The sequence below is a fragment of the Leucobacter sp. UT-8R-CII-1-4 genome (assembly GCF_030010235.1).
Classification (GTDB): domain Bacteria; phylum Actinomycetota; class Actinomycetes; order Actinomycetales; family Microbacteriaceae; genus Leucobacter.
Genome location: NZ_JASCRS010000002.1, coordinates 309940 through 330828, shown reverse-complemented (window position 1 = coordinate 330828; position 20889 = coordinate 309940). Strand labels below are relative to the sequence as shown.

The 20889-nt window shown below is 56.3% G+C and carries 22 protein-coding genes; 13 read left to right on the top strand and 9 right to left on the bottom strand.

Going from position 1 to position 20889, the window contains the following annotated elements:
* The first annotated feature begins 426 nt into the window (after positions 1-426).
* Both QBL02_RS06485 and QBL02_RS06480 read left to right on the top strand, forming a co-directional pair.
* Positions 427-1077, top strand: coding sequence for a TetR/AcrR family transcriptional regulator (locus QBL02_RS06485; RefSeq protein WP_282725574.1), 651 nt, complete (start codon positions 427-429; stop codon positions 1075-1077).
* 14 nt (positions 1078-1091) lie between these two features.
* Positions 1092-2885, top strand: coding sequence for an alpha/beta fold hydrolase (locus QBL02_RS06480; RefSeq protein ID WP_282725573.1), 1794 nt, complete (start codon positions 1092-1094; stop codon positions 2883-2885).
* An 81-nt stretch (positions 2886-2966) separates the two neighbouring features.
* Here QBL02_RS06480 and QBL02_RS06475 read toward each other — a convergent pair whose 3' ends face one another.
* The gene (locus QBL02_RS06475; RefSeq protein WP_282725572.1) at positions 2967-3770 is read right to left on the bottom strand and encodes a bifunctional allantoicase/(S)-ureidoglycine aminohydrolase; all 804 of its coding nucleotides are present in this window, start codon (positions 3768-3770) and stop codon (positions 2967-2969) included.
* A complete protein-coding gene (locus tag QBL02_RS06470) occupies positions 3767-5029 on the bottom strand; it encodes an aldolase (RefSeq protein WP_282725571.1) in 1263 nt (420 codons plus the stop codon). The genes QBL02_RS06475 and QBL02_RS06470 overlap by 4 nt, the downstream gene beginning before the upstream one ends.
* Before the next feature lie 244 nt (positions 5030-5273).
* Between QBL02_RS06470 and QBL02_RS06465 the strand changes: the two genes are divergently transcribed.
* From QBL02_RS06465 to QBL02_RS06435, 7 genes are all read left to right on the top strand, one after another.
* The gene (locus QBL02_RS06465; protein WP_282725570.1) at positions 5274-6143 is read left to right on the top strand and encodes an ABC transporter permease; all 870 of its coding nucleotides are present in this window, start codon (positions 5274-5276) and stop codon (positions 6141-6143) included.
* Positions 6136-6960: an ABC transporter permease gene (locus tag QBL02_RS06460; protein WP_282725569.1), complete on the top strand. Its 825-nt coding sequence runs from the start codon at positions 6136-6138 to the stop codon at positions 6958-6960. Before QBL02_RS06465 ends, QBL02_RS06460 begins: the two co-directional genes overlap by 8 nt.
* 50 nt (positions 6961-7010) lie before the next feature.
* A complete protein-coding gene (locus QBL02_RS06455) occupies positions 7011-8120 on the top strand; it encodes a spermidine/putrescine ABC transporter substrate-binding protein (RefSeq protein WP_282725568.1) in 1110 nt (369 codons plus the stop codon).
* On the top strand, positions 8120-9370 hold the full coding sequence (locus tag QBL02_RS06450) for a Xaa-Pro peptidase family protein (protein ID WP_282725567.1): 1251 nt from the start codon (positions 8120-8122) through the stop codon (positions 9368-9370). The genes QBL02_RS06455 and QBL02_RS06450 overlap by 1 nt, the downstream gene beginning before the upstream one ends.
* A complete protein-coding gene (locus tag QBL02_RS06445) occupies positions 9367-11022 on the top strand; it encodes an amidohydrolase (RefSeq protein ID WP_282725566.1) in 1656 nt (551 codons plus the stop codon). Before QBL02_RS06450 ends, QBL02_RS06445 begins: the two co-directional genes overlap by 4 nt.
* The gene (locus QBL02_RS06440) at positions 11019-12101 is read left to right on the top strand and encodes an ABC transporter ATP-binding protein (protein WP_282725565.1); all 1083 of its coding nucleotides are present in this window, start codon (positions 11019-11021) and stop codon (positions 12099-12101) included. Before QBL02_RS06445 ends, QBL02_RS06440 begins: the two co-directional genes overlap by 4 nt.
* A gap of 104 nt (positions 12102-12205) precedes the next feature.
* Positions 12206-13000 (top strand): IclR family transcriptional regulator, encoded by a 795-nt coding sequence (locus QBL02_RS06435; protein ID WP_282725564.1) that lies wholly within the window; start codon positions 12206-12208, stop codon positions 12998-13000.
* 215 nt (positions 13001-13215) lie between these two features.
* Here the strand turns inward: QBL02_RS06435 and QBL02_RS06430 are convergent, their stop codons facing one another.
* The 3 genes from QBL02_RS06430 to QBL02_RS06420 form a co-directional block, all read right to left on the bottom strand.
* Complete coding sequence (locus QBL02_RS06430; RefSeq protein ID WP_282725563.1) at positions 13216-13704, bottom strand: DUF1877 family protein; 489 nt, start codon at positions 13702-13704, stop codon at positions 13216-13218.
* Positions 13705-13769: 65 nt separating this feature from the next.
* A complete protein-coding gene (locus tag QBL02_RS06425) occupies positions 13770-14366 on the bottom strand; it encodes a DUF4304 domain-containing protein (RefSeq protein ID WP_282725562.1) in 597 nt (198 codons plus the stop codon).
* 53 nt (positions 14367-14419) lie between these two features.
* Complete coding sequence (locus QBL02_RS06420; RefSeq protein WP_282725561.1) at positions 14420-14833, bottom strand: helix-turn-helix domain-containing protein; 414 nt, start codon at positions 14831-14833, stop codon at positions 14420-14422.
* Between the two features lie 181 nt (positions 14834-15014).
* On the opposite strand from QBL02_RS06420, the gene QBL02_RS06415 reads away from it, so the two are divergent.
* A complete protein-coding gene (locus tag QBL02_RS06415; RefSeq protein ID WP_282725560.1) occupies positions 15015-15380 on the top strand; it encodes a DoxX family protein in 366 nt (121 codons plus the stop codon).
* Positions 15377-16840 carry an MDR family MFS transporter gene (locus tag QBL02_RS06410; RefSeq protein WP_282725559.1) on the top strand — a complete coding sequence of 488 codons (1464 nt, stop codon included), beginning with the start codon at positions 15377-15379 and terminating at the stop codon, positions 16838-16840. The genes QBL02_RS06415 and QBL02_RS06410 overlap by 4 nt, the downstream gene beginning before the upstream one ends.
* On the opposite strand, the gene QBL02_RS06405 is transcribed toward QBL02_RS06410, so the two are convergent.
* Positions 16837-17346 (bottom strand): hypothetical protein, encoded by a 510-nt coding sequence (locus tag QBL02_RS06405; protein ID WP_282725558.1) that lies wholly within the window; start codon positions 17344-17346, stop codon positions 16837-16839. The genes QBL02_RS06410 and QBL02_RS06405 overlap by 4 nt on opposite strands.
* A 50-nt stretch (positions 17347-17396) precedes the next feature.
* Between QBL02_RS06405 and QBL02_RS06400 the strand changes: the two genes are divergently transcribed.
* Positions 17397-17870 (top strand): hypothetical protein, encoded by a 474-nt coding sequence (locus QBL02_RS06400; RefSeq protein ID WP_282725557.1) that lies wholly within the window; start codon positions 17397-17399, stop codon positions 17868-17870.
* On the opposite strand, the gene QBL02_RS06395 is transcribed toward QBL02_RS06400, so the two are convergent.
* From QBL02_RS06395 to QBL02_RS06385, 3 genes are all read right to left on the bottom strand, one after another.
* Positions 17867-18589: a DUF6226 family protein gene (locus QBL02_RS06395; RefSeq protein ID WP_282725556.1), complete on the bottom strand. Its 723-nt coding sequence runs from the start codon at positions 18587-18589 to the stop codon at positions 17867-17869. The two genes, QBL02_RS06400 and QBL02_RS06395, sit on opposite strands and share 4 nt — an antisense overlap.
* A 72-nt stretch (positions 18590-18661) precedes the next feature.
* A complete protein-coding gene (locus QBL02_RS06390; protein WP_282725555.1) occupies positions 18662-19276 on the bottom strand; it encodes a hypothetical protein in 615 nt (204 codons plus the stop codon).
* A gap of 151 nt (positions 19277-19427) precedes the next feature.
* Positions 19428-19967 carry a GNAT family N-acetyltransferase gene (locus QBL02_RS06385; protein WP_282725554.1) on the bottom strand — a complete coding sequence of 180 codons (540 nt, stop codon included), beginning with the start codon at positions 19965-19967 and terminating at the stop codon, positions 19428-19430.
* Positions 19968-20113: 146 nt separating this feature from the next.
* Here QBL02_RS06385 and QBL02_RS06380 point away from each other — a divergent pair, with 146 nt between their 5' ends.
* Positions 20114-20881, top strand: coding sequence for an aminoglycoside 3'-phosphotransferase (locus QBL02_RS06380; protein ID WP_282725553.1), 768 nt, complete (start codon positions 20114-20116; stop codon positions 20879-20881).
* The last annotated feature ends 8 nt before the right edge of the window (positions 20882-20889 follow it).

Sequence of the window (20889 nt, the reverse complement as noted above, 5' to 3'; positions counted from 1 at the left end):
AATGTGGGGGAGTGAGGGGTCAACAAGATTTGGAGGCGCGTTGCGAGGCGGGAGGTTGCGCGCTAGCGCGTGGTCGCCGGAGCCCGCGATCGAGTGGTTGGGTCGCGAGCGCATGCTGCGGTGCGAGTTGGCTCAAATTGGCGGTGCCGAGAGCGCAAGAAGATGGGGGTGGCCACGAGGCCTCCTGAGATGTGTGCCCCGAGCGAGAAAGAGTGCTCGTGCTGGTCTGACGGGGGTCAGGAGGGGTCAGAAAAGACACCCTCCGTGGGGAACCCTGCGCGGATGAGACGCAGGCCCGTTAACCAAACGACAGGCGGTACACACTAGAACCGTATCGTGTCTCGAGCTTTTTATGCGAATCTGGCCGAAATCTCTGGCTTCTCTGGTGATTTGCAAAAAATATATAGACCGGTCTATTCTTTGTCTATGCCATCAAAAGGAGACCTCACCAAAGCCCGTCTCACCGAATCAATGCTCGAACTGATTCAGAGCAACGGCTACAGCGGCACAGGTCTGAACGCAATCACCGAACATGCCACAGCGCCGAAAGGTTCGGTCTATTTCCACTTTCCAGATGGGAAAGAAGGGCTCGGCATCGCCGCGGTTGAACTCGCCTCGAAACAGTTTGAAGCGCTGATTGTTCAAGCCGCCGCAACTGAAGGCAGCGCCGCAGGCACCGCACAAGTGGTCATCGAGACGCTTGCTGCGATCGTAAGCGAAAGCGATTACCGCCTTGGTTGCCCAGTTTCGGTTGTCACCCTTGAAATGGGAGCAGAAAGCGAGAAACTGCGCTCGGCGTGTGCAAGTGCGTTCGAATCCTGGATCGGACCGACTGCTGCCCTGCTTGAATCCGAGGGTCTAGAGCAGGCAACTGCCCGCTCACTCGCAACAGTTGTGGTGTCAACCATCGAGGGAGCCGTGATCGTTTCTCGGGCCATGCGAAACACCCAAGCTCTGATGTCCGCCGCCGAAGTGGTGGCCGAACTCATCAACTCGCGTACGAGCAGCGGCGCAAGTAACACCGGCGGTAACGACGACAACATCGGCGGTAACGCCAGCAACACCCCAACAAAGTGATCGCAACACATAACATGCATGCAGAAACCAACTCCACTGCCGCAAGACACGCGCTCGTATTCGGGGCCTCGGGGCTCGTCGGGCGACACCTCATGCTGGCCCTCGCAAACGCTGGCGCCGAAGTCACCGCTGCGGTGCGTACGGCCGAATCGGGTGAGCGCGTGCAGCAGTGGCTCAACAATCATGGCGCGAAACAACCCGTTCGCACGATGATCGTCGACTTCGATGCGCCAGAGATTCTCGACGGCGGCCAGAACGACTGCGCCAGCGTCACCGAGATTCACAATTGTGCAGGCCTCTACCGCTTTGGCATGACCGCAAAAGAAGCGCGAAGCGCGAATGTTGGCATTGTCGAAAAGTTGATCCGCTTCGCCAAAAAACTGCCGATGTTGCAACGTGTCGTGCACATCTCTGGCTATCGAGTTGGCGGGCAAGACCCGGCAATGGTGCCCTGGAATGACGCACATCGAGATGCTCTCTACAAAAAACTCGGCGCGTACGAGGCATCAAAAGTTGAGTCCGACGCGATCATTCAGGCTTTAGCTCAATCGGCGGAAATTTCGTTGACCATCGTCAACCCGTCGAGCGTTATTGGCGACAGCGCAACCGGTGAATCAGAGCAATTCATTGGCCTGGCCAGCACGATCGAGCAGATCTACAATCGTGAAATGGCTGCTTTGCCAAGCGGCGAGGCGGTGTTTTTGCCCATTGTCACGGTCGACTACTTTGCAAATTTTATGGCTGCCGCTGCGGTCGATCCTGAGGCCGCTGGCCGCGCATATTGGGTGCTCGACGACAACACTCCAGCACTTCCGGCTCTGCTTACGCACCTCGGCGAACATCTCGGCGCAGTGGTTCCGAAGTTCAAGATTCCGGTGCGTGTGATTCAGCGTTTGCCGCGTTGGATCACCCAGGCAGACCCCGAGACGCTCAGCTTCATGTCAACCGACCGGTATCCAACCGCAGCGGCAAATGAGCTCGCTGCGAGGCATGGTCTGGAACAACCAGACACTTTAATGTCGCTTGAGCGTTGGGCAGACTACCTGGCTGCGCACCGTTTTGGTGCAGCGGGAGAACCCAATCGGCGGTTTATCAATGCGGGGGACATTCGCACCTTTGAGTTGGGCGACCACAACTCTGCCCGCATTATTTTCCCCGGACTGCCGGTGAACGCAGACACTTGGGCAGACATTGCCGACGGAATCCAGGGCCGAGCACTTGACTTACCGGGTCTTGGTCTGAGCGCTGGGGACGGTATCGGCGATTGGCGCCAGTGGTTGCCCGCGGTGCTTGGCGAGCAACCCGCAGACCTTATCGGGCATTCCGTTGGCTCCGCGGCAGCTGTGCTCGCCGCCGAAGAACACCCTGAGCGGGTGAAATCGCTTACCCTGGTCGCTCCGTTTTTCTTGCAGGCTCGAGCAGCTGGGGTGGCAAGCTCACGGCTGCTGGTGAGCGCGTACCTGCGTCGTGCCACTGCCCAGCGGCTTTCACATCAACTTACGGAATCTACGGCCAATGCTGACGCGCTTGAATCTAGCGTGAGCGATCTGCGACGTGGCACTGCCAAGCGCGTTGCCGCCCACCTTGCAACTGCCCGCTCAGCGGAGTGGCGCGACGAACTGCGAGGGGCCCTCAGCCGATTTCGCGGGCCAATTCAGATTATCTGGGGGAGCGACGACCCTCTCGAAAGCGCTGCAATCGAGAGGCTGACGTCGCTACCAAACGTCGAGTTTTCAGTGATTCAGGGCGCCGGACACCACCCGCAACTCACGCATGCGGGCGAGTTGCTTGCACTACTTCGGCGGTGAGTATTGAGCTGAATGTTGCCGCCGAAAAGTTTTCCTACCAGGTGGCGATCTCCTTCATGCGAGTGAGTTCGAGTTGCCGGGCTAGAGGCGAACTTGACGGTTCACGTCTTTGTACAGGAGATATCGAAACGGCTGAGGCCCGCCCGCGTAACACGCCTGAGGGCAGAATGCTCGCATCGAAACGAAATCGCCGGCTTCGACCTCGACCCAATCGTCATTGAGTCGATATACGGCTTTGCCTTGAAGCACGTAGAGGCCGTGTTCCATGACATGTGTCTCTGCGAAGGGAATGCTTGCTCCCGGCTGGAACGTCACAATATTGACGTGCATATCGTGGCGCAGATCATCTGAATCTACGAACCTTGAGGTTGACCACTTCCCGTCAGTGTGCGGCATGGCTTGGGGTGTGACCTCATTATCGTGGCTGAGGAAAGATGAGGGCGGTTCTTCCAATAGCTCATGGGCTTTGCGGATCCACTGAAACGAAACGAGTTGTTCAGTTTCGTTTTTGATTTGCCAGTTCTCTCCGGGCGCATAGTAAAAGTATGAACCTGGGCTGAGCTGATGCGTTTTGTTTTGAAAGCTGAGCGAGGGTGCTCCCGCGGTAACGAAGATGACGCCCTGTACGTTCGGTTGAGGCTCGGGAGCGTCGGATCCACCGCCCGGAGAAATCTCGACTGCGAGCTGGGCAAAAGTTGAGGTGAAACCAGCGATTGGTCGGGCGAGGATCCATGAGCGGGTGCGGGTGAATTCGGGCAGAACACTGGTGACGATGTCCTGCATCACGCCCTGCGGGATAACCGTGTAGGCATCTTTGACCACGGCCCGTCCTGTCAATAGCTGTTGCTGCTCGGGATGCCCCCCGGTGGGTGAAAAGTAGTTCATGCGTTGGTCCTTTCCGTGGCGAATCCTGTGCGCGCATAGGCGTTAAGTTGAAGTTCAGTGAGTCCGGTTCGCGTAGTGACTTCTGAGAGGTCTAGTGCGCCAAGACGAATGCCGTTGCGCAAGAACGAGGCAAGGGCACGTGCTGACGCGGGTTCGTCCATTACGCCGGTGCTGGTGCGAGCGTGGTAATCAAATAGCCGCTCGACGGCAGAATCTGAAGCTGCGAGGTAGTAGCTTTCAATCGCGAGGATTCTGCTCGGCAGGTGCAAAGGGTGCATGTCCCAACCCTGATCAATGCCCAGCCTGAGGCTTCGCTTCACAAGTTCGAAATGATGTTTCCAGGCAGAAACTCCATAGGCGAGGTTCGGCACGATGTTTGTTGATCCGTCGCTGAGTCGAACTCGACCCCGTCGAGTTGCGAGTTGAAGCACTTGCTTCGCGAAGTCGGCAGATGGGTGATCCAGCCGCTGTTCTGCTGGATCAATCCCGAGGCTGGCGGAGTAATCATAGGTGCCGTAGTGGATCCCAGAAATCCTTGGGTATTGTTCGTGCATCCTGGCGAGAAAGCCAGAGTCTTGAAGTAGCAAGGTGATCAGGTCGGGGGTTTCTGCCTGGAGTTCAAGCGCGATTGCACCTGGGTGTAGCGCAAATGATCGTTCGGCGGTTTCGAGAATCAGATTTGCTGCTTCAACTTCTCGGGCTGAGTTGACCTTAGGTACGGTGACGACAAGCTTTGGCTCGCTTTGCTCTACTGAACATAGGGCATTGAGGAACTCTTCGAGGGTGCCAAGAGCTTGCGCTGCCGTGCGGCTGCTCAGCGGTGAGATTCGGATGCCGATCTGCATGGGGTTGATGCTGAGCTTTTCAGCCAAGGCACCAGCCCTGCGCGCGTCTTGTGGTTCGGCGGCAGTGCCACGCAGTAAATAGCCGTCTTCAAAATCGATGCGTAAATCTTCGATTGGCATCTCTGTGAGTCGGGCCTCGACACGAGTCGCCAAGCGAGGGATCTGACTTTCGGGTACGCCAGCAATTTCAACAAAACGCTCGAAGCCCCCAACTTCAGTGATTGCTGCAGTGGCAGTCTTGCCCCACTGCGTTGGGGTGTCTTGTTGAAGTTTGTCTGCGGGAACATACACCGTATGTATCGGTATGCGGGCCATGGTTGTGTCGTCTGTTCGGTGGATCGCAGCTTCTGCCTGCGGTGGAAAGAACGCGCGCAATGCTGGTTCGAGACGCGAAAGCGTGTCGTTGTATGGCATCGAAAGTCTCCTGCGAAGTGATGGCTCTGATCGCTGTGCATGGCCCCTTGCGTCGGTGCAGGAGCGCAGCAGCATGAGGTTGCAGCAATACGTGCTGGTTTGGTTATTTAGAATTACTATTTCAGTTTTTGTGATTAATATCCATCTTGAAGTCAGAAATTCTGTAAATCTGATTTATTTAGTGATAGAAATGGAAAAGTTTTTTTGCTAATGTAGATGCTGTTATCGACCAAGGAGGGTCAATATGCGTCAGCACTGGAAAGTGCCGTTCGCCATCGGCGGTGCGTGGGTGATCTTGTTCTACCTGCTTCCGCTGCTCGTGATTGCGACGTCATCGTTCGCGACACCGGATGTGATCGGCAGGCCAACATACGGTTGGACGCTGAATAACTACCAGCTCGTCTTTCAAGACGCATATCTGCCGGTTATCTTCCGCACCTTCGGCTACGCATTGGCAGCAACGTTTTTTGCGCTGTTGATTGCTTATCCGACCGCCTACGCAATTTCGCGTTACGGGGGCAGGCGCAAAGTTGTTTTGCTGCTATTCGTGCTGATTCCATGGCTCGCTGACTACTTGGTACGTATTTATGCATGGGTTCAGATTCTTGGACAAGAAGGGCCAGTGCTGCAGTTCCTTCGTTCTGTAGGAATGGCAGACGCAAATAGCACTCTGCTCGGTACACCCGGTGCGCTGCTAATGGGCTTGGTCTACAGCTTCCTGCCTTTCATGATCCTCACGATATTTCTTGCAGTAGAAAAGCTAGACACCACCTTGCTTGAGGCCGCGAGTGACCTCTACGCCTCACCCTTCCAATCATTCTTGAAAGTGACATTGCCGCTGACAGCTGGCGGCATAATCTCGGGCTGCCAACTCGTATTCTTACTCTCGCTCGGTGACTTTGCCGTTGCACAATTCATGGGCGGATCGCAATACATGATCGGCAACCTGATCCGAGACCAACTTGCTTCGGCAGGTTCGCTACCGTTCGGCGCAGCCCTGACCGTGACCTTGCTCGTCGGATTGATTCTCGCAAGCACGCTCGTTCTTATCCCGCGAGGAATCGCACAGAAGATGGCCCGGCGCGGAGCCAAGGAGGAGAAAGCTCATGCTTGATGCAAACGCGCTCTCGCTGAGCACACACAAAGCGAACCGCATGCCTATTTGGTTGGGCGCAATTCTGCTGTTCACGCTCGGCTTTCTGATTCTCCCGCTGATTGTCATTATTTTGTTCTCCTTCAACAGCAGTCAATCTCTCTCGAGACTTGAGGGCTTCAGCCTGCGTTGGTATGAGACCGCATTTGGCAATCCTGATGTCGTAGCTTCTTTGGGAATGAGCCTCGGTATTGCAGCCGGCGCGACGGCGCTCGCGGTATTGATTGGTACCGGCCTCGCTTGGGCGTTCGCGAGAGGACACAAAAAGGCCACAACCCCGGTTGAAGGGCTTACCCTCACGACGCTCATCACACCTGAACTTGCAACAGCGATTGGCCTGCTCACTCTGTTCGCTATGGTTCAGATCGAGCTTTCTTGGCTCACTGTTTTGATCGGTCACACCACTTTCGCGCTCGTGTACGTAACGGTAATTATGGGTAACCGAATTCGAACGATGGATCGCGCCCTTGAAGAGGCGGCCTACGATCTTGGGGCGAGCGGCCTTGATTGTTTCAGATTCGTGATTCTGCCATCAATTTTGCCCGCGGTGCTCAGTGCGGCTGCGCTTGCCTTTGTTCTTTCGTTCGGTGATTTTGTAACCTCGGTCTTTTTGACGGGAAGCGAAATCTCGCCGTTGCCTGTTCGAATCTACGGGATGCTTCGATTCGGGCTCACTCCCGAAATCAACGCGATCGGTTCTGCGCTGACCCTGGTGACTGTTCTGATCGGAATTCTCGGCGTCTGGCTTGCCACTCGTAACAACGGCAAACGTCAATAACTCACAAAACTTCACACATCGACTAAAACCTCGTTGAAGGGGAGCAAATCATGAAAACGGAATTTAATCGAAGGACACTGCTGTCATTCGCTGGAATGGGAACCGCTGCGTTGCTACTTGCAAGTTGCTCGCCAGCGCAGAACTCGCGACCGCTAGTAGCGCCAAAGGCTCAAGTAGATGGCGATCTGCTCTACTACGCGCCAACGGGATATGTTCCCGATGACGTGATTGCCGCATTTGAAAAAGAGTACGGAGTCTCTGTAAAACAAAGCTACTTCTCAACCGTTGACGAGATGATCCAAAAGCTCGGTACGGGAATGGCGGCTGACATTACCTTTATGCCGTCGAACTTCTTTCCGCGTGCCGTAGAAGCGGGCCTACTCTTGCCTATTGACCACGGTCAAATGGAGAACTGGGGCGAGGTTGATTCAACGTTCCAGAATCCTTCATTTGACCCCAACGCCGATCACCTTGCAGGACCGTACGTCATGGGCGGGATCGGACTGGCCTATCGAAAGTCTTCAGTGAAATCACTCACTGGCAGTTGGAACGATCTTTGGAACCTCGCGCCAAAACTGAATCAGCGCACATTTATTTTTGATGACGTTACTGTCTCAATGACCATGGCGCTTGCTTCACTTGGGCTTTCTACCGAAACAGATTCGCCAGACGACCTCGGCAAGGCAGCCGACGCCCTCATCGAGCTGCGCAAGTCGCTCGGCGGGTTCGGAAGCTCTGCTGGCGAAAAGCTCGAAAATGGTGAGGCACAGCTGCTGATGAACTACAGCGGAGCGACTCTCAGTGCCATTCGAAACACTTCTTTCGCCGACGATATTGGCTTTGGATTCTGCAAAGAGACGCTCGGTTTCAATGCGGATTGCCTAGCAATCCCGTCCTCAGCCAAAAACCCAGGGACCGCGCTCCTGTTCAGCGACTTCTTGCTTCGCCCCGACAATATGAAGAAGATTGTTGAGTTCGTTGGGTACCCAGTAGGCACTGCGACCGGCATCGAGCACTACAACACCCTCGTTCAAGACAGCCCATTCTTGGCTTACGACGAGCAAATGTACTCGAACCCTGAGGTGTGGCTCGCTCCACTGAAGGATGCGCAACTGCAAGCCTGGAACCAGGCCTGGACCCGAGTGAAGGCCTCTCGCTAATGTCGTTTCAGCTTTCTGAAGACCGTATTCGTGCAATCACCGGTCGGGTGAGTCGCGACTATGCTGCCCTTGACCAGCGCGAGCCCACACCTGCGTTTTCGCGGGAGGAATACGCGGATCGTCTCTCCCGGCTCAGCGCAGCAATGCGCAAAGCGGGAATCACAACCGCGGTGCTGAGCTCACCCGAGGCCATTTGTTGGTTGCACGGTTTTGAATCGCGTTGGTTTAGAGCGCAAAGTCCTGAAAAATGGTACCCCCTCCAAATGACGGTGGTCAGGACTGACACCGAAGAAATGGTGCACTTTGACGTGTATCACCATCGGTATCTTTTGAGCCTTGGATCTGTCGTCTCAGAAGTCTCTTTGAGTGATTCCGATGGCGACGAGCGATTGGCTGAGATCGCTGGAGAGCTGTCGAGGCGAGGCTGGTTGAACGGCGTCATCGGTTTTGAAAAGGGGAGCCATGTGCCACACCCTGCCGTTTCAGAACTTGTGATTGCCGCTTTTACCGCGAAGGGCGCAAAGGCAAGCGACATTACCCAGCTCGTGAGAAATGCTCGACGAATCAAGTCGCCGGCTGAGCTTGAAGCAATCGAACGAGCCGCGGAAATCTGTGATGCTGGATTGCTCGCCATGCAAGAAGAAGTGCGGGTGGGAATGACCGAGCGCCAAGCTTGGGGTGCTCTCGTGCGAGGAATGGCAGAGGCCGGAGGCGGGCCCGCTGCGCTCCACGAAAGTGTTGTCGTGGGGCCCATCGAATTAGGTCACGCCTACGCTTCAGAGAGAGTTCTTGCTCGCGGAGATGTGCTTTGCGCTGACCCCAGCGGGGTGTACAAGCGTTATCACGCCAACGTTGAGCGCTGGTATGTCGTAGGCGAAGAGCCGAGTGATGAACTCAAAGACCTTGCCGCGATCGAAGCGCAAGCATTTGACATTCTTTGCGAAAATGCGGCTGAGGGTGTCGCAGTGAATACCGTAACGGGACTCATTCAACAGCATTTTGAAGACTGCGGCGTGTGGGGCCTGCACAACTGGAACGGGGGATACGAGATGGGACTCTCGTTCCCGCCAGATTGGGTAGGCGAGTGGACCTTCACTGTGGGAGAAGACAGCCCAGACGTATTTGAAGCTGGGCTGGTGACAAACTACGAGAGCATTGTGCTGTACCCGATGATCGACACTGTGGTGTTTGAAACAGGCGGGGCAAGACGCCTGTCGAAGCTCCCGCTTGATGTGGAGCGAATCGGATGAGTCAAGTATTCGCAGATCGAGTGCTGCAGGGGCGGATTCGGCCGAACGCAGAATCAACCAAAGAAACCGAAGCTCTCGCTTTGGTCGGTGGGAACATAATTGCCCTCGGATCCAGCGTGGAAATTCAGGGCCTTATTGGCCCAGACACTTCTGTAGAAGAAGTGACCGGGGTCGTTTTTCCGGCTTTTCAAGATGCCCATATTCACCTCATAGAAGGTTCTCTATTTGACATTCGGTGCGACCTACACGGTTTGGAAGGCGAGGCCATAACTGCGAGGATCGCCGAATACGCAAGAGCCCTTGCCGCGGATGCGTGGGTGCGAGGCGGCGGTTGGTCAATGGATGACTTTTCACGTCGTTCGGTGACTCGGCATGATCTCGATGCGGTGTGTGGAGAACGGCCCGCATACTTGACTGCGCGCGATGGGCATAGTGTTTGGGTTTCTTCTCGTACGCTCGAACTCGCCGGAATCACTAGCGAAACGCCCGATCCTGAAGGTGGGCGTATTGAGCGGTTCGTCGACGGTAGCCCGACCGGAATTCTTCACGAGACCGCAATGAAATTACTTGCTGGCATAGTTCCTGAGACGAGTGACGAAGAATTTGATCGTGCTTTTGACCTGGGTCAGAGCTATCTGCACAGCCTTGGGATCACAGCATGGCAAGACGCCAGAATTGAACGAGACCTGCTGCAAAGCTACCTTCGAGCAGAACAGCAAGGGCGGTTGCAGAGCAGAGTTGTGCTCGCGCTTGCATGGGACCGAAGTCGCGGAATCGAACAGATCACCGAGCTTCAAGAATCGCGAGCGCTACTGGGAAGTTCACGACTCATCACCGCACCATTTGTCAAGCTATTCGTTGACGGGGTGCTTGAAAACCGCACGGCGTTTATGAACGACGAATACGCGGATCACGCCGGCGTTGGTGATCCGCTCTACACCTCAGCTGAGCTTGAGCAGATCGTGCATGCCTGCACTCTCGCTGGGTTTGGTGTGCATTTTCATGCCGTAGGTGATGGCGCTGTGACAGCTGCCCTAGACGCTTGTGAAACAGTAAACAATGCGCTTGTCGGGCATGGAATGCGGCATCAAATTTGTCATTTGCAGTCGGTTCACCCAAGCGACCTGCCACGTTTCGCGAAGCTGAACGTCATCGCAAATCTGCAGATGCTGTGGGCTTGCAGCGACTCGCAAATGCTCGAACTCTGTTTGCCTGGGCTTGGCGAATCAAGATACGAACAGCAATACCCCTTCAGATCGCTGAAGAAACAGGGCGCAGTGCTTGCTGCCGGTAGCGACTGGCGAGTATCAACACCGGATCCGCTTGCCCAAATACAGGTGGCAGTGACACGGGTGCCCATCGATGAGCCAGAAAGTGCACCGCTGGCTCCCAGCGAGGCGCTTACCGTTCGTGATGCGATTGGTGCGTTTACCAGTGGTGCCGCGTTCGCGAATGGGCTTGAGATGGTGAGCGGTTCGCTTGAGGTTGGCAAGAGCGCGGACCTTGTGGTGCTCGATAGCGACCCCCATGGAGCGCCGCCACACGCTATTTCGGAGATTTCAGTAACCGCCACGATGTTCGCGGGCGAATGGACGAACAAAACAGTGAAACATGCCGATTTGGCAAATGAAAGCAAGGTGGATGAGTTATGAGCAATGGTGCACGTCTCGACCTGATTGAACTGACCAAAAATTACGGTAACGCTCAGATCGTGAAGGGTATCGACCTCACAATCGAACCGGGTGAGTTTTTTGCACTTCTGGGTTCTTCTGGTTGTGGCAAAACAACCACACTGCGAATGCTGGCCGGCTTGGAAAAGCCAAGTTCGGGAAGTATTCGCTTGGACGGCGAGGAAATCTCGCATCTCCCGCCCGCAAAGCGCCCGGTGAACACCGTATTTCAGAGCTACGCACTGTTTCCACACCTGAGCGTTCGCGAAAATGTGGCGTTTGGGCTGCGCCGGGCGCGGACCGAACATATCGATCAGCGGGTTGACGAGATGCTCGCGCTGGTGCAACTGGAGTCGCGAGCCGAATCTATGCCTTCCGCGCTCTCTGGTGGTCAAAAGCAGAGAGTTGCAGTTGCGCGGGCTCTGATCAACGAGCCTAGAGCTTTGCTGCTTGATGAGCCTCTTGGGGCGCTTGACCTTCGACTGCGACATCAAATGCAGGTCGAACTGAAACGAATGCAGTCGCAACTTGGCCTAACTTTTGTTCATGTCACCCATGATCAGGAAGAAGCAATGTCGATGGCAGACCGTATCGCTGTGATGCGAGATGGGCGTATTGAACAGTTAGGCACGCCGCGAGAACTTTATGATTCACCACGCAGCACCTTTGTCGCCCAGTTCCTAGGAAGCTCGAATCTTTTCCCTGCTACGCGGGGAGACGGCGCACAGATCACCGTTCTCGACAGGCAAACCGAGCTGCCGAAGCAGCGAATTCACTCGACGGCTTCGACAGGAGTGATGGGTGTTCGACCCGAGCGCGTGCGTCTGAGTTCATTCGACTCAGGGGCCACGCCATCAGCCTCAGACGCAATCTCGCTGAGCGGATCAGTCAGCAGCGTAGTGTTCCAAGGATCGGTCATTCAGTATGAGATGCGTTCTCAAAACGGTACAGCCGTGATGGCAATCGCTCAGAATGAACAGGACCGAGTATTTGGTGTTGGTGACCCGGTGATTGCAAGTTGGTTGCCAGAGAGCGCCTTTTACCTCGCTTCTGAAGCTTAATTCGCTGTGTGTGGTGTGGGGGAGCCGGTAACTACCGGCACCCTTCCCACCTGCAATTCTTGTAATTCGAGGCTCCCACCGTGGTTGCCTGTTATAAAAGGAACATGTCAAAGCAAATGCAGTCGACGACTTCACCTGTCAAATCAGTAGACAGGGTGCTCGACATTCTTGAGGCGCTGGCAAGTGCCGGCGGCAGACTCTCCATCGTTGATCTTGCTGCGGCCGCGGGTATGCCGATGCCTACCGCACACCGGTTTTTGCGTGGGTTGGTCAATAGAGGTTACGTTCGTCAGCTCCCCGACAAGCACTACGCCCTCGGTTTTCGAATGATTCCATTGGGTCGTGCCGCGAACAACTTTGCCGGGCTTAACGTCGAGAGCTTGCTGCGCAATCTGGTACTTCAGCTTGAAGAATCGGTAAGTCTTGCAATCTTGATCAACGATAAAGCCGAATATGTGGCGCGGGTGCTCAGCCCGCATGCCGTAAGACACTCAGTGGAAATCGGCGAAAGGGTCGAGCTCTATTCGAGTAGCGTAGGCAAGTCCTTGCTTGCCCTTATGCCTGCCACAGAAGTTGAGCTGACGATGAAAAACATGGATTTTCGACAGATCACTCCGCAAACGATTGTGAGTCCCGCGGTCTTAATGGCAGATGTTCGTTTGTGCGCCGAACGAGGGTATGCGATTGATCGTCAAGAAAGCGAAATCGGTGCCGTTTCAGTGGCTGCGGCGGCACGATCTGAATTTGATACCTACCTTTCAATTTCGCTTTCGGGGCCTTCTACACGGATGACCGACGAGCTGATCGCGGCCGCTGTGCCATTGCTTCAAGACGCCGCTGAACAGCTTTGCTCAAGACAGTCTCAATCGGTACTTGAGGCCAGCCAGCACCAGGGTTGACGCCATTGCCTGGCGAACTTTCTGCGGGGTCTCGTTTGCGGGACCAGCTGGCACGCTGCTCTCTGGCCTTCTGCCCGGTGGCGTTGGATCGCCGAGCGCAGTGGGAATACTGTTCGGCTTAGGCATTCCGAGCCTTGCGGCCGCGCTCGCCTGTATCGCGACACTCGTGCTTTCGGCTTTCTGACTGAATTCGACCGGAGTGCCGGTGCAGTCCGCTAGTGCATCACATTGAACACAACGTGCGCGCCCTCGGCCTTTGCTGCCGCAAAAAAGCTCTTGAGCTCGGTGAGGTTTCCGAGGGCGTAGTCTTCTTCGTCGGGGCCATACTCGGGGTTCCGCAGTTCCGCTGGCATTTCGGCATACGCCCGTGAGAATGTGGCGTCGTCAAGGGTCGCGAGAAAATCGGCAACTTCGGCTGTTTCTGCGGGTGCGAGATACGTGAACCACGATTCGTCTTCGTCTTCTTGCAACTGCCTCGAACCGCCAATCACGCCGCGTGCTGGCCACGGCCCGTCATCGCCCTCTGGCGAGAGCGCACAGGCGATGGGATCCCACGCTTTGTCGGTTTCGCAGGTAAGTTCGTAAATCGCTGGATCTTCTTCGTACTCGGCGAGAATTTCAAAGAGGCGGTCGTCATCGCCTTCGGCTTCGAGTACTGGTGCGATCTGGGCGTCGTTGAGGCGAAAGTGCAGTCCGAGTTGCATTTTTGCTCCCTTTACAGGCGTGGCTTGAGGTGCTGGAACGGTGATGAGTGTTGCTTCAAACAGTGTCAGAGCAATGCTTCAAGATTCTCTCGCAGCGAGGTTGCCCGCTCGGGAACGCTCGGTAGCGCGGCTGTGGCGATCCGCTTTGCGAGTTCTGGATCGTTTACGAGTAGTGCGACTTTTGCCCAGGTGAGCAGATGGGCCGGGTGGAGATCTTCGTTGAGGACCTGAGTGCAGCGTTCGCGAAACCCATCGGGAAAGTTGCTGAGTGGATCAAAAAACTGGGCTGCTTGTCTCGGCCACTCTGATACTAGGAACGCAACCGATTCGGCTGCTTCTTCCGCCGTGGAGCCATACGCGAACTCTGCATCTGAGCTAGTGCGAAAACCTGAAATGATTGAGCCGCGCCACGCGCACTCGTAGTCGCGCATGTCGGCAGGGGCGATGGTCTGGCCGCTGGCGATGTCGTCGAGCGATGGCAGATGTGCGCCCAGATTGATCTGGAAGACGCCATTTCGTGGTCGATGCTGCACCTCAGCAATATGCACGATGGGGCCGGGCAGCTCGCGGTACAGCACGTCACCTTTTCGGGTGAATCCGGCGGCGGTGAGGAGCGGGAAAAACTGCTGGCGAAGCTCGGCGTTGATGCTTTTACGATCCATGAACATAGCCTACAAGTGTGCAGATCCAGCGTCGGGTAGCAAGCGATGCGAGCCTATTCGTTGTCGTTCGCCTCGTCGTATCTTGCGCGGTTTACCGTGATCTCGTTCTGGTGGGTGGAGGCCCACTCTGCGACAGCAAGTATGGGGGAGGTGAGGCTCTTGCCGAGCTTGGTTGAGCGGTATTCGACGCGTGGCGGGATTTCTGGGTATGCCGTGCGTTCAACGAGGCCATCGCGCTCCAATTGACGCAGGGTGTGCGTGAGCATGCGGGCTGAGATGCCGGGCGTTAGGTTTTTGAGTTCGGTGAAGCGCAGTGGGCCGTCGTTCAGCATTCCGACGAGCATGACGCTCCATTTGTCGCCAATACGGGAGAGTACCGAGCGAAAAACCTCGGCCTCTTCGGGGGCGTGGCCGCACATATCGTGCATGCTTGGCTGCTGCGTGCTCACACGTTGCTCAGCTGACACGGTTCGCTCCTTCAAATCTTTAGCGCGGTTGCGGGTGAGGTGGGCCTGGTTTTGGTGTTATTTCAGCGTGCACTGGTTACCCGGATGTAACTCGGGATAGTTGCTGTACCTGGCACCCTCTCCTTCATACTTACTCATCGTACCTCGATTACAAACGGTAACTAAAGGAAGGTCTTGCACCGTGCTCGCTCTCTCAATTCTCGCCTGGGTACTTTCCGGGCTACTGGCCCTGATGAATGTGATGGCGGGTGTGATCAAACTGGTTCAGCCGCACGGCGGAAAAGAACCAATGCTGACGCTGCTCGACTACTCCAAAACCGGGGTAAGGCTGATCGGCACAGCCGAACTGCTCGGCGCGATCGGCCTGGTTCTGCCGATGCTGCTCGGCATAGCCGAATTTTTGACCCCGCTCGCAGCTCTCGGCATCGCGATCATCCAGTTGCTTGCGATTCCAGCACACCGCAAACACAATGAACCGTTCTCGAAAAACATTGTGCTTGCAGTGATGGCGATCGCGGTCGTAGCGCTCAGGGCGGCCGGCATATGAACGAGTCAGTAGATGCCGCGCCAGCTCAGGCAGCACCCGCAGGCGCAGCCGCGATCCAGCGCAAAAAAGAGCAGCGAGTAATCTGGCTCTTGCTTGGCGCCGCCTTCGTGACCATGCTGAACGAGACGGTGATGGGGGTCGCGATTCCGCACCTGGTCACCGATCTTGGCGTCACGCTCGCGACCGCGCAGTGGACCACCACCGCGTTTATGCTCACCATGGCCGTGATCATTCCGACAACCGGATGGCTGCTACAGCGCTTCACCACGAGGCAGGTGTTCATCTTCGCGATGAGCGCCTTTACAATCGGCACCCTAATCGGGGCCATCGCCCCAAGCTTCACGGTGCTCCTGATTGCCCGAGTGATTCAGGCCAGCGGCACCGCACTCATGATGCCCATGCTGATGACGATCATAATGACGGTCGTGCCGGCGCAGGAGCGCGGTCGGTTTATGGGACGCATCAGCATTGTGATGGCGATGGCTCCGGCGCTCGGCCCTGCGCTTTCGGGCTTCATTCTGAATGTGGCATCGTGGCACTTCCTGTTCTGGACGATTCTTCCCGTCGCAATCATTATGTTTGTGGTCGGGGTGCGCAGCCTGCAAAACATTGGCCAAAAGACTGATTCGCCGCTCGACATCATCTCGCTGCCGCTTTCGGCACTGGGCTTTGGCGGCATTCTTTACGGCATCACCACGGTTGGCGGCGGTGGATCGCTCAACCTGGTGGGACTCATCTCGCTTGGCGCAGGCGCGCTCAGCCTTGCTCTATTCATCTGGCGACAGGTGACACTGCAAAAGTCAGATCGTGCGCTGCTGGATCTGCGAGCCTTTGCTTCGGGCCCGTTCGCGCTCGCCGTGTCGCTGGTTATCGTGATGATGGCTGCAATGTTTGGAGCGATCATTTTGCTGCCGATCTATCTGCAGAATGTTTTGCAGGTCGATTCGGCAACAACAGGCTTCTTGCTGTTGCCAGCAGGCCTCATCATGGGCTTGCTTGCACCCGTAGTTGGCAGGCTCTTCGACAAATATGGCCCGCGCCCGCTGGTGATTCCCGGTTCGATTGTGGCTTCGGCAACACTTTGGGCTCTCACCAGAGTTGACGAGCATACGTCACCAATCATTGCGGCACTTGGGCTGGCCGGCGTCGCGCTCGGCATTTCATTTATGATGACGCCGCTGCTCACCTCAGCGCTTGGCGGCCTCAGCCCGAAGCTGTACTCGCACGGGTCGGCGATCATTGGAACTGTGCAGCAACTCGCTGGCGCGATCGGCACCGCGCTGCTCGTCACCATGCTCGCGGTCGGCACGAATCGGGCTGCAGCAGCCGGGGCAAACGCAATTGCAGCCGAGGGTCAGGGAGTGTCGTTTGCGTTCCTGATTGGCGCTGTGCTTTCGCTTGTCGCGGTTGCGGGCAGCTTCTTGGTTCGTAACCCTGCAACGGCGAAAGCGGCGGCCTAGATTTTATGTGCCTGCAGCGGATCGACCGTTGCCTGGCCGGATCGCTCGCTGAGCTCGGCACATGCCTCGTCGAGGCTGGTGCCGACTCGGTGCAGCGAGTTCAAGCCGCGTGATTCCCAGATTGGAAACTCGCCGTTTGCGGCGCGAATTGAAGTGTCCCAGAGTAGAAAATCACCGTTTTCACTCCAAGCAAACACCTCAAGTCGCGTCGCCTGCGGCCAATCACCATCGGGCTCGACCATCCAGTCAAAACCTTCTTCTTGCCCGTCAAGATACACGACACGAAAGTGCTCGCTGAGATACTGTGCTCTCGCCCGACCATCGGCGAATCCCGTGAGCACAGGGGGAAAGATCAGCCACAAACCGAAACTGCGCGCCCAACCGTAGCTCGTCACAAAGTCTTTGTAGCTCTGCGGATAACCGATACCGTCCGCGAATCGAAATGATTCGAGCGCCTCGAAATCGATGTGCTCAACGGTTGGTGTTGCGGGTGGCAGCGCTTTCATTCCTCCATTCTGTACCCAGTTTTGTCGTGCGACATTGCTAAAGTTGCGGCATGGTTGAGCAGCAAGAGATTCCCGAGAAGTTTTCCGTCAATGGCACCGATTTTGTCGCCGTTGATTCGCCAGAAGATCTGAGCTGCTGGGTTGCGGTGAATTCTGACGCCGAGGTGTCGTTTATCGCCGAGCCACCCGAAGCGCCAAGCCTGCAGATCATTGAGTTGCTCGCGCAAATCATTGAGAACTTTTCAGAGGTCACTGAGGCTGCTGCGGGTTTCTTGCGCACTGAACTGCGTGACGAAGAATTTGCGCTGCCAGAGGCAGAAATTGCGCTGCTCGAAGCCGAGACGGCACCGTTTGATCTGCCAGATGCAGTGGTGTGGTCAGACGGCAGTTGGATGCTGCGCTTCTCTGAAACGGGTTTCGAAAGCTTGGCCGGCGACTACGGCATTGGCGTCAACTTTATTGGCCAGAAACCAGAGAGCGTCGAGGTGCTTGCAGACCTCGATGAGGTTGGCGACGACGCTTAGCGAGGCTGCACCGCTCGGGGCCAGGGCAGCCAATTGCCGCCGTTACTCACCAAGGCAAGGCGATCCAGCGTTGCTCGATAACGGCTGAGCGTCGTAAACGGCACGTTTTCTGCGTTCGACTCGCTGCCGCCCTCAAAACTGCCGTCTGCCGAGATGATGCGAGTGGCGAGGCTCAGGCTCATTCCGATCGTGATCTGCCCATTGCGGTCTTCTGTGACCTCGGGAGGGACTGGACCGTTGACGCTTTCTGTTAGCCCGCCGCTGATAATTGCGAAGGTATCTTGTTCTAAACTATCGGCCTGAGTCTGCCAGATTTCGTCACAGGCGTTGCAGCCGCAGACCGGATACGCGCCGCTGAAGAACGTTCCGGCATAGAGCCAAACCCCCGGGTAATTTGTGAACACGAATAGCAGGGGCGAGCTGCCATTTCGATGCGGGGTGAGGCGTACTGCCCGCGTTATTTTGTTCGCGGCAGGCGCGTGTTCGAGGCCTTCGGTGAGTTGAGAGCCTGATTCAACGGTGACCTCGTAGTTCGCGAGCAAATGCTCAATGAGCGCTTCGGCAACCCGGTGCAGCGGGCGAAACCGTTCGAGATTTTCAAGCGTCGAATAGCTATCTTCGGGCGGCCCATTTTGCCAGCGACTGCCGTAATTGATCAGCTTGCCGGCGGCATCACGAAATACCACGGGCCCACTACTCGGCCTCACATAGGTCGACATGTGCCCAAGATAACTCCCAGTGCTGAACGAACTCAGGGAATCAAACTTCGTTGTACCAACCGTAACCTTGGGCTAGTCGCAGCTTGCCGGAAAAGTCATGGCGAGCGCGAACTGCGCGTTCGGCAGTGCGGCTTCGAGCTGCTTCGAAAAGACCTCGACAAAACCACCGATGAGTTCGGGTCGGCCCTGAACAATTCGAGTCATTTCAGTGGCGCTGCCGCAGAGGCTGTGACTCCAGCTCTGGTCTTGTTTGGGGCTTTTCACTGTGGTTTCGCTGCGCCATCCGTTTGCCTTGAGCACAGCGTCAACCTTGCTGCGATCGACAGGCTTGGTCGAATAGATCAGTACCCCGCTTGCCCCGTCGTAGCCAATGGCGTCGTGTTGCAGCGCATAGACGCATGCTTCGCTCACTACTTCTCGAAGTTCTTTTACTTTCACATCATTCAGTCCGCCGAGTGTAAAGGGGCTCGAATCAGGCGAGGTGAAGTCTTCGGGGGTGAGTCCGGTGCCGCTTTCAATCAGCAGATTTGCCCAAGCTTCGTTCAGGTCGTGAGCTTTTGGGCAATTCTGTTTGGCGGCCATATTCGGAAAGGGGAGTGCCGAACATGCGGTGATGTTGAAGATTGCCGCGATGCCGACGAGCGTTCCAACCGAGAGGCGTGCAAAAATCTGCGCGAGGCGCGGCATTGAGGCTCCTTCTGGGCTGTATTCGCTGACAAAATGGCGTGCGGTAGCGAAGGCTGTGACGCCACAAAGACCCTACCCACTTAAGCTGCAGGTGCCTGAAATACTCGGGAATTCTTGAGCTTTGAGATTTGTGGCCGCGAAAAGCGTGAAATTAATGATCTGCGGGACGATCCAGCGCGCCAAATTTGTCGATCGCGAACACCAAGTGAGGCATCTCGACCCCACGGTAGTGCTTCACAAACCGCCCGCGAACCGTCATACCAAGGCGAATCGCCACATTCATGGACGCCAAGTTGGTATCGCGCACTTGCGCCCAAACTCGGTCTGTATCGAGAAACTCAAAGGCATAGTCTCGGCAAGCACGCGCCGCCTCTACGGCGTAACCATTGCCCCAGTGTGCCCGCTGAAAGAGATAGCCAACCTCGACAACGTCAGCATCGAGAATGTGCTGTTTGGTGAGGCCACACTGGCCAATCATGGTGCCAGTCTCGCGCAGCTCAACCGCCCAAAGCCCGTAGCCATCTTCGCGATAGCGGTCGAGCATTCGCTGCAGCCATTGCAGCACCATCGGCTCATCAAACGCGCCCTCGTAAGCAGTCATCGTTTGCTCATCTTGCAAGATCGCACGCAAAGCAGGCAGATCGTTCGCAGTCATTTCGCGAAGTTGCAGGCGCGGGGTGTCAATGAGCATTTCTGAAATATTACTTGCTTGCGGCTGAGCGGCGGTCTGCTCGTGGGCTTGGCGGAGGTTTGCTTGTGGGCTTAGCGAAGGCCCGATTGTGGGCTTAGTGAAGGTGCGCTTGTGGGCTTGCGAAACGACGCGAGAGAATGAGGGCCATGAGTGATCCCTCTGACCTCGCTTCGGCGCCACCCGCAGACACTCCGCAGCCAGAAGCACTGCAAGAAGCGATGGAGCGGTGGGGCTTTGCAAACGCGGAACTGCATCCGGTCTGGCGAAACGGTGTGGGCGGTTTGACGTTTTCAATCGCACATGCTGGGCCAGGTGGCGCGGTCGATTTTTATGTGAAGTGGAATCCGCGAACGAGTGGCGAGTCCCTCAGCGAAGAAGCGAATCGTCTGCGCTGGATCGAAGGCCGGCACCCCGCTCCTCAAGTCGTAGAGCTTCTCGTGACAGAGCACGAAGAAATAATGGTTTCGAGGGCCTTACCCGGCGAATCTGCGGTGTCTGAGCGATGGAAAGCCCGCCCAGAAATAGCTCTTCCAGCCCTTGGCGCGGGGCTTCGCCAGCTGCACAGTGTTGCGATCGAAGACTGCCCCTTCGAGTGGAGCAATACGAAACGAGCTAGCGAGAGCGCCGCAGCCGAAGCGCTCGTCCAGCACGCTCCTGCCATCGACAAACTTGTGCTGTGTCAGGGCGATCCCTGTGTTCCAAATACCTTGCTTGGAAACGACGGCAACTTTCTCGCGCACGTTGATTTGGCGCGGCTCGGCGTGGCCGACCGGTGGGCCGACCTCGCGGTAATGACACTGTCATTTGAATGGAACTATCGCGACTATGACGAATCGATATTTTGGCGTGCATACGGCATCGAGCCCGATCCAGAACGCATCAGATTTTATCGAGAGCTGTGGAACGCTGAATAGTCACCTCG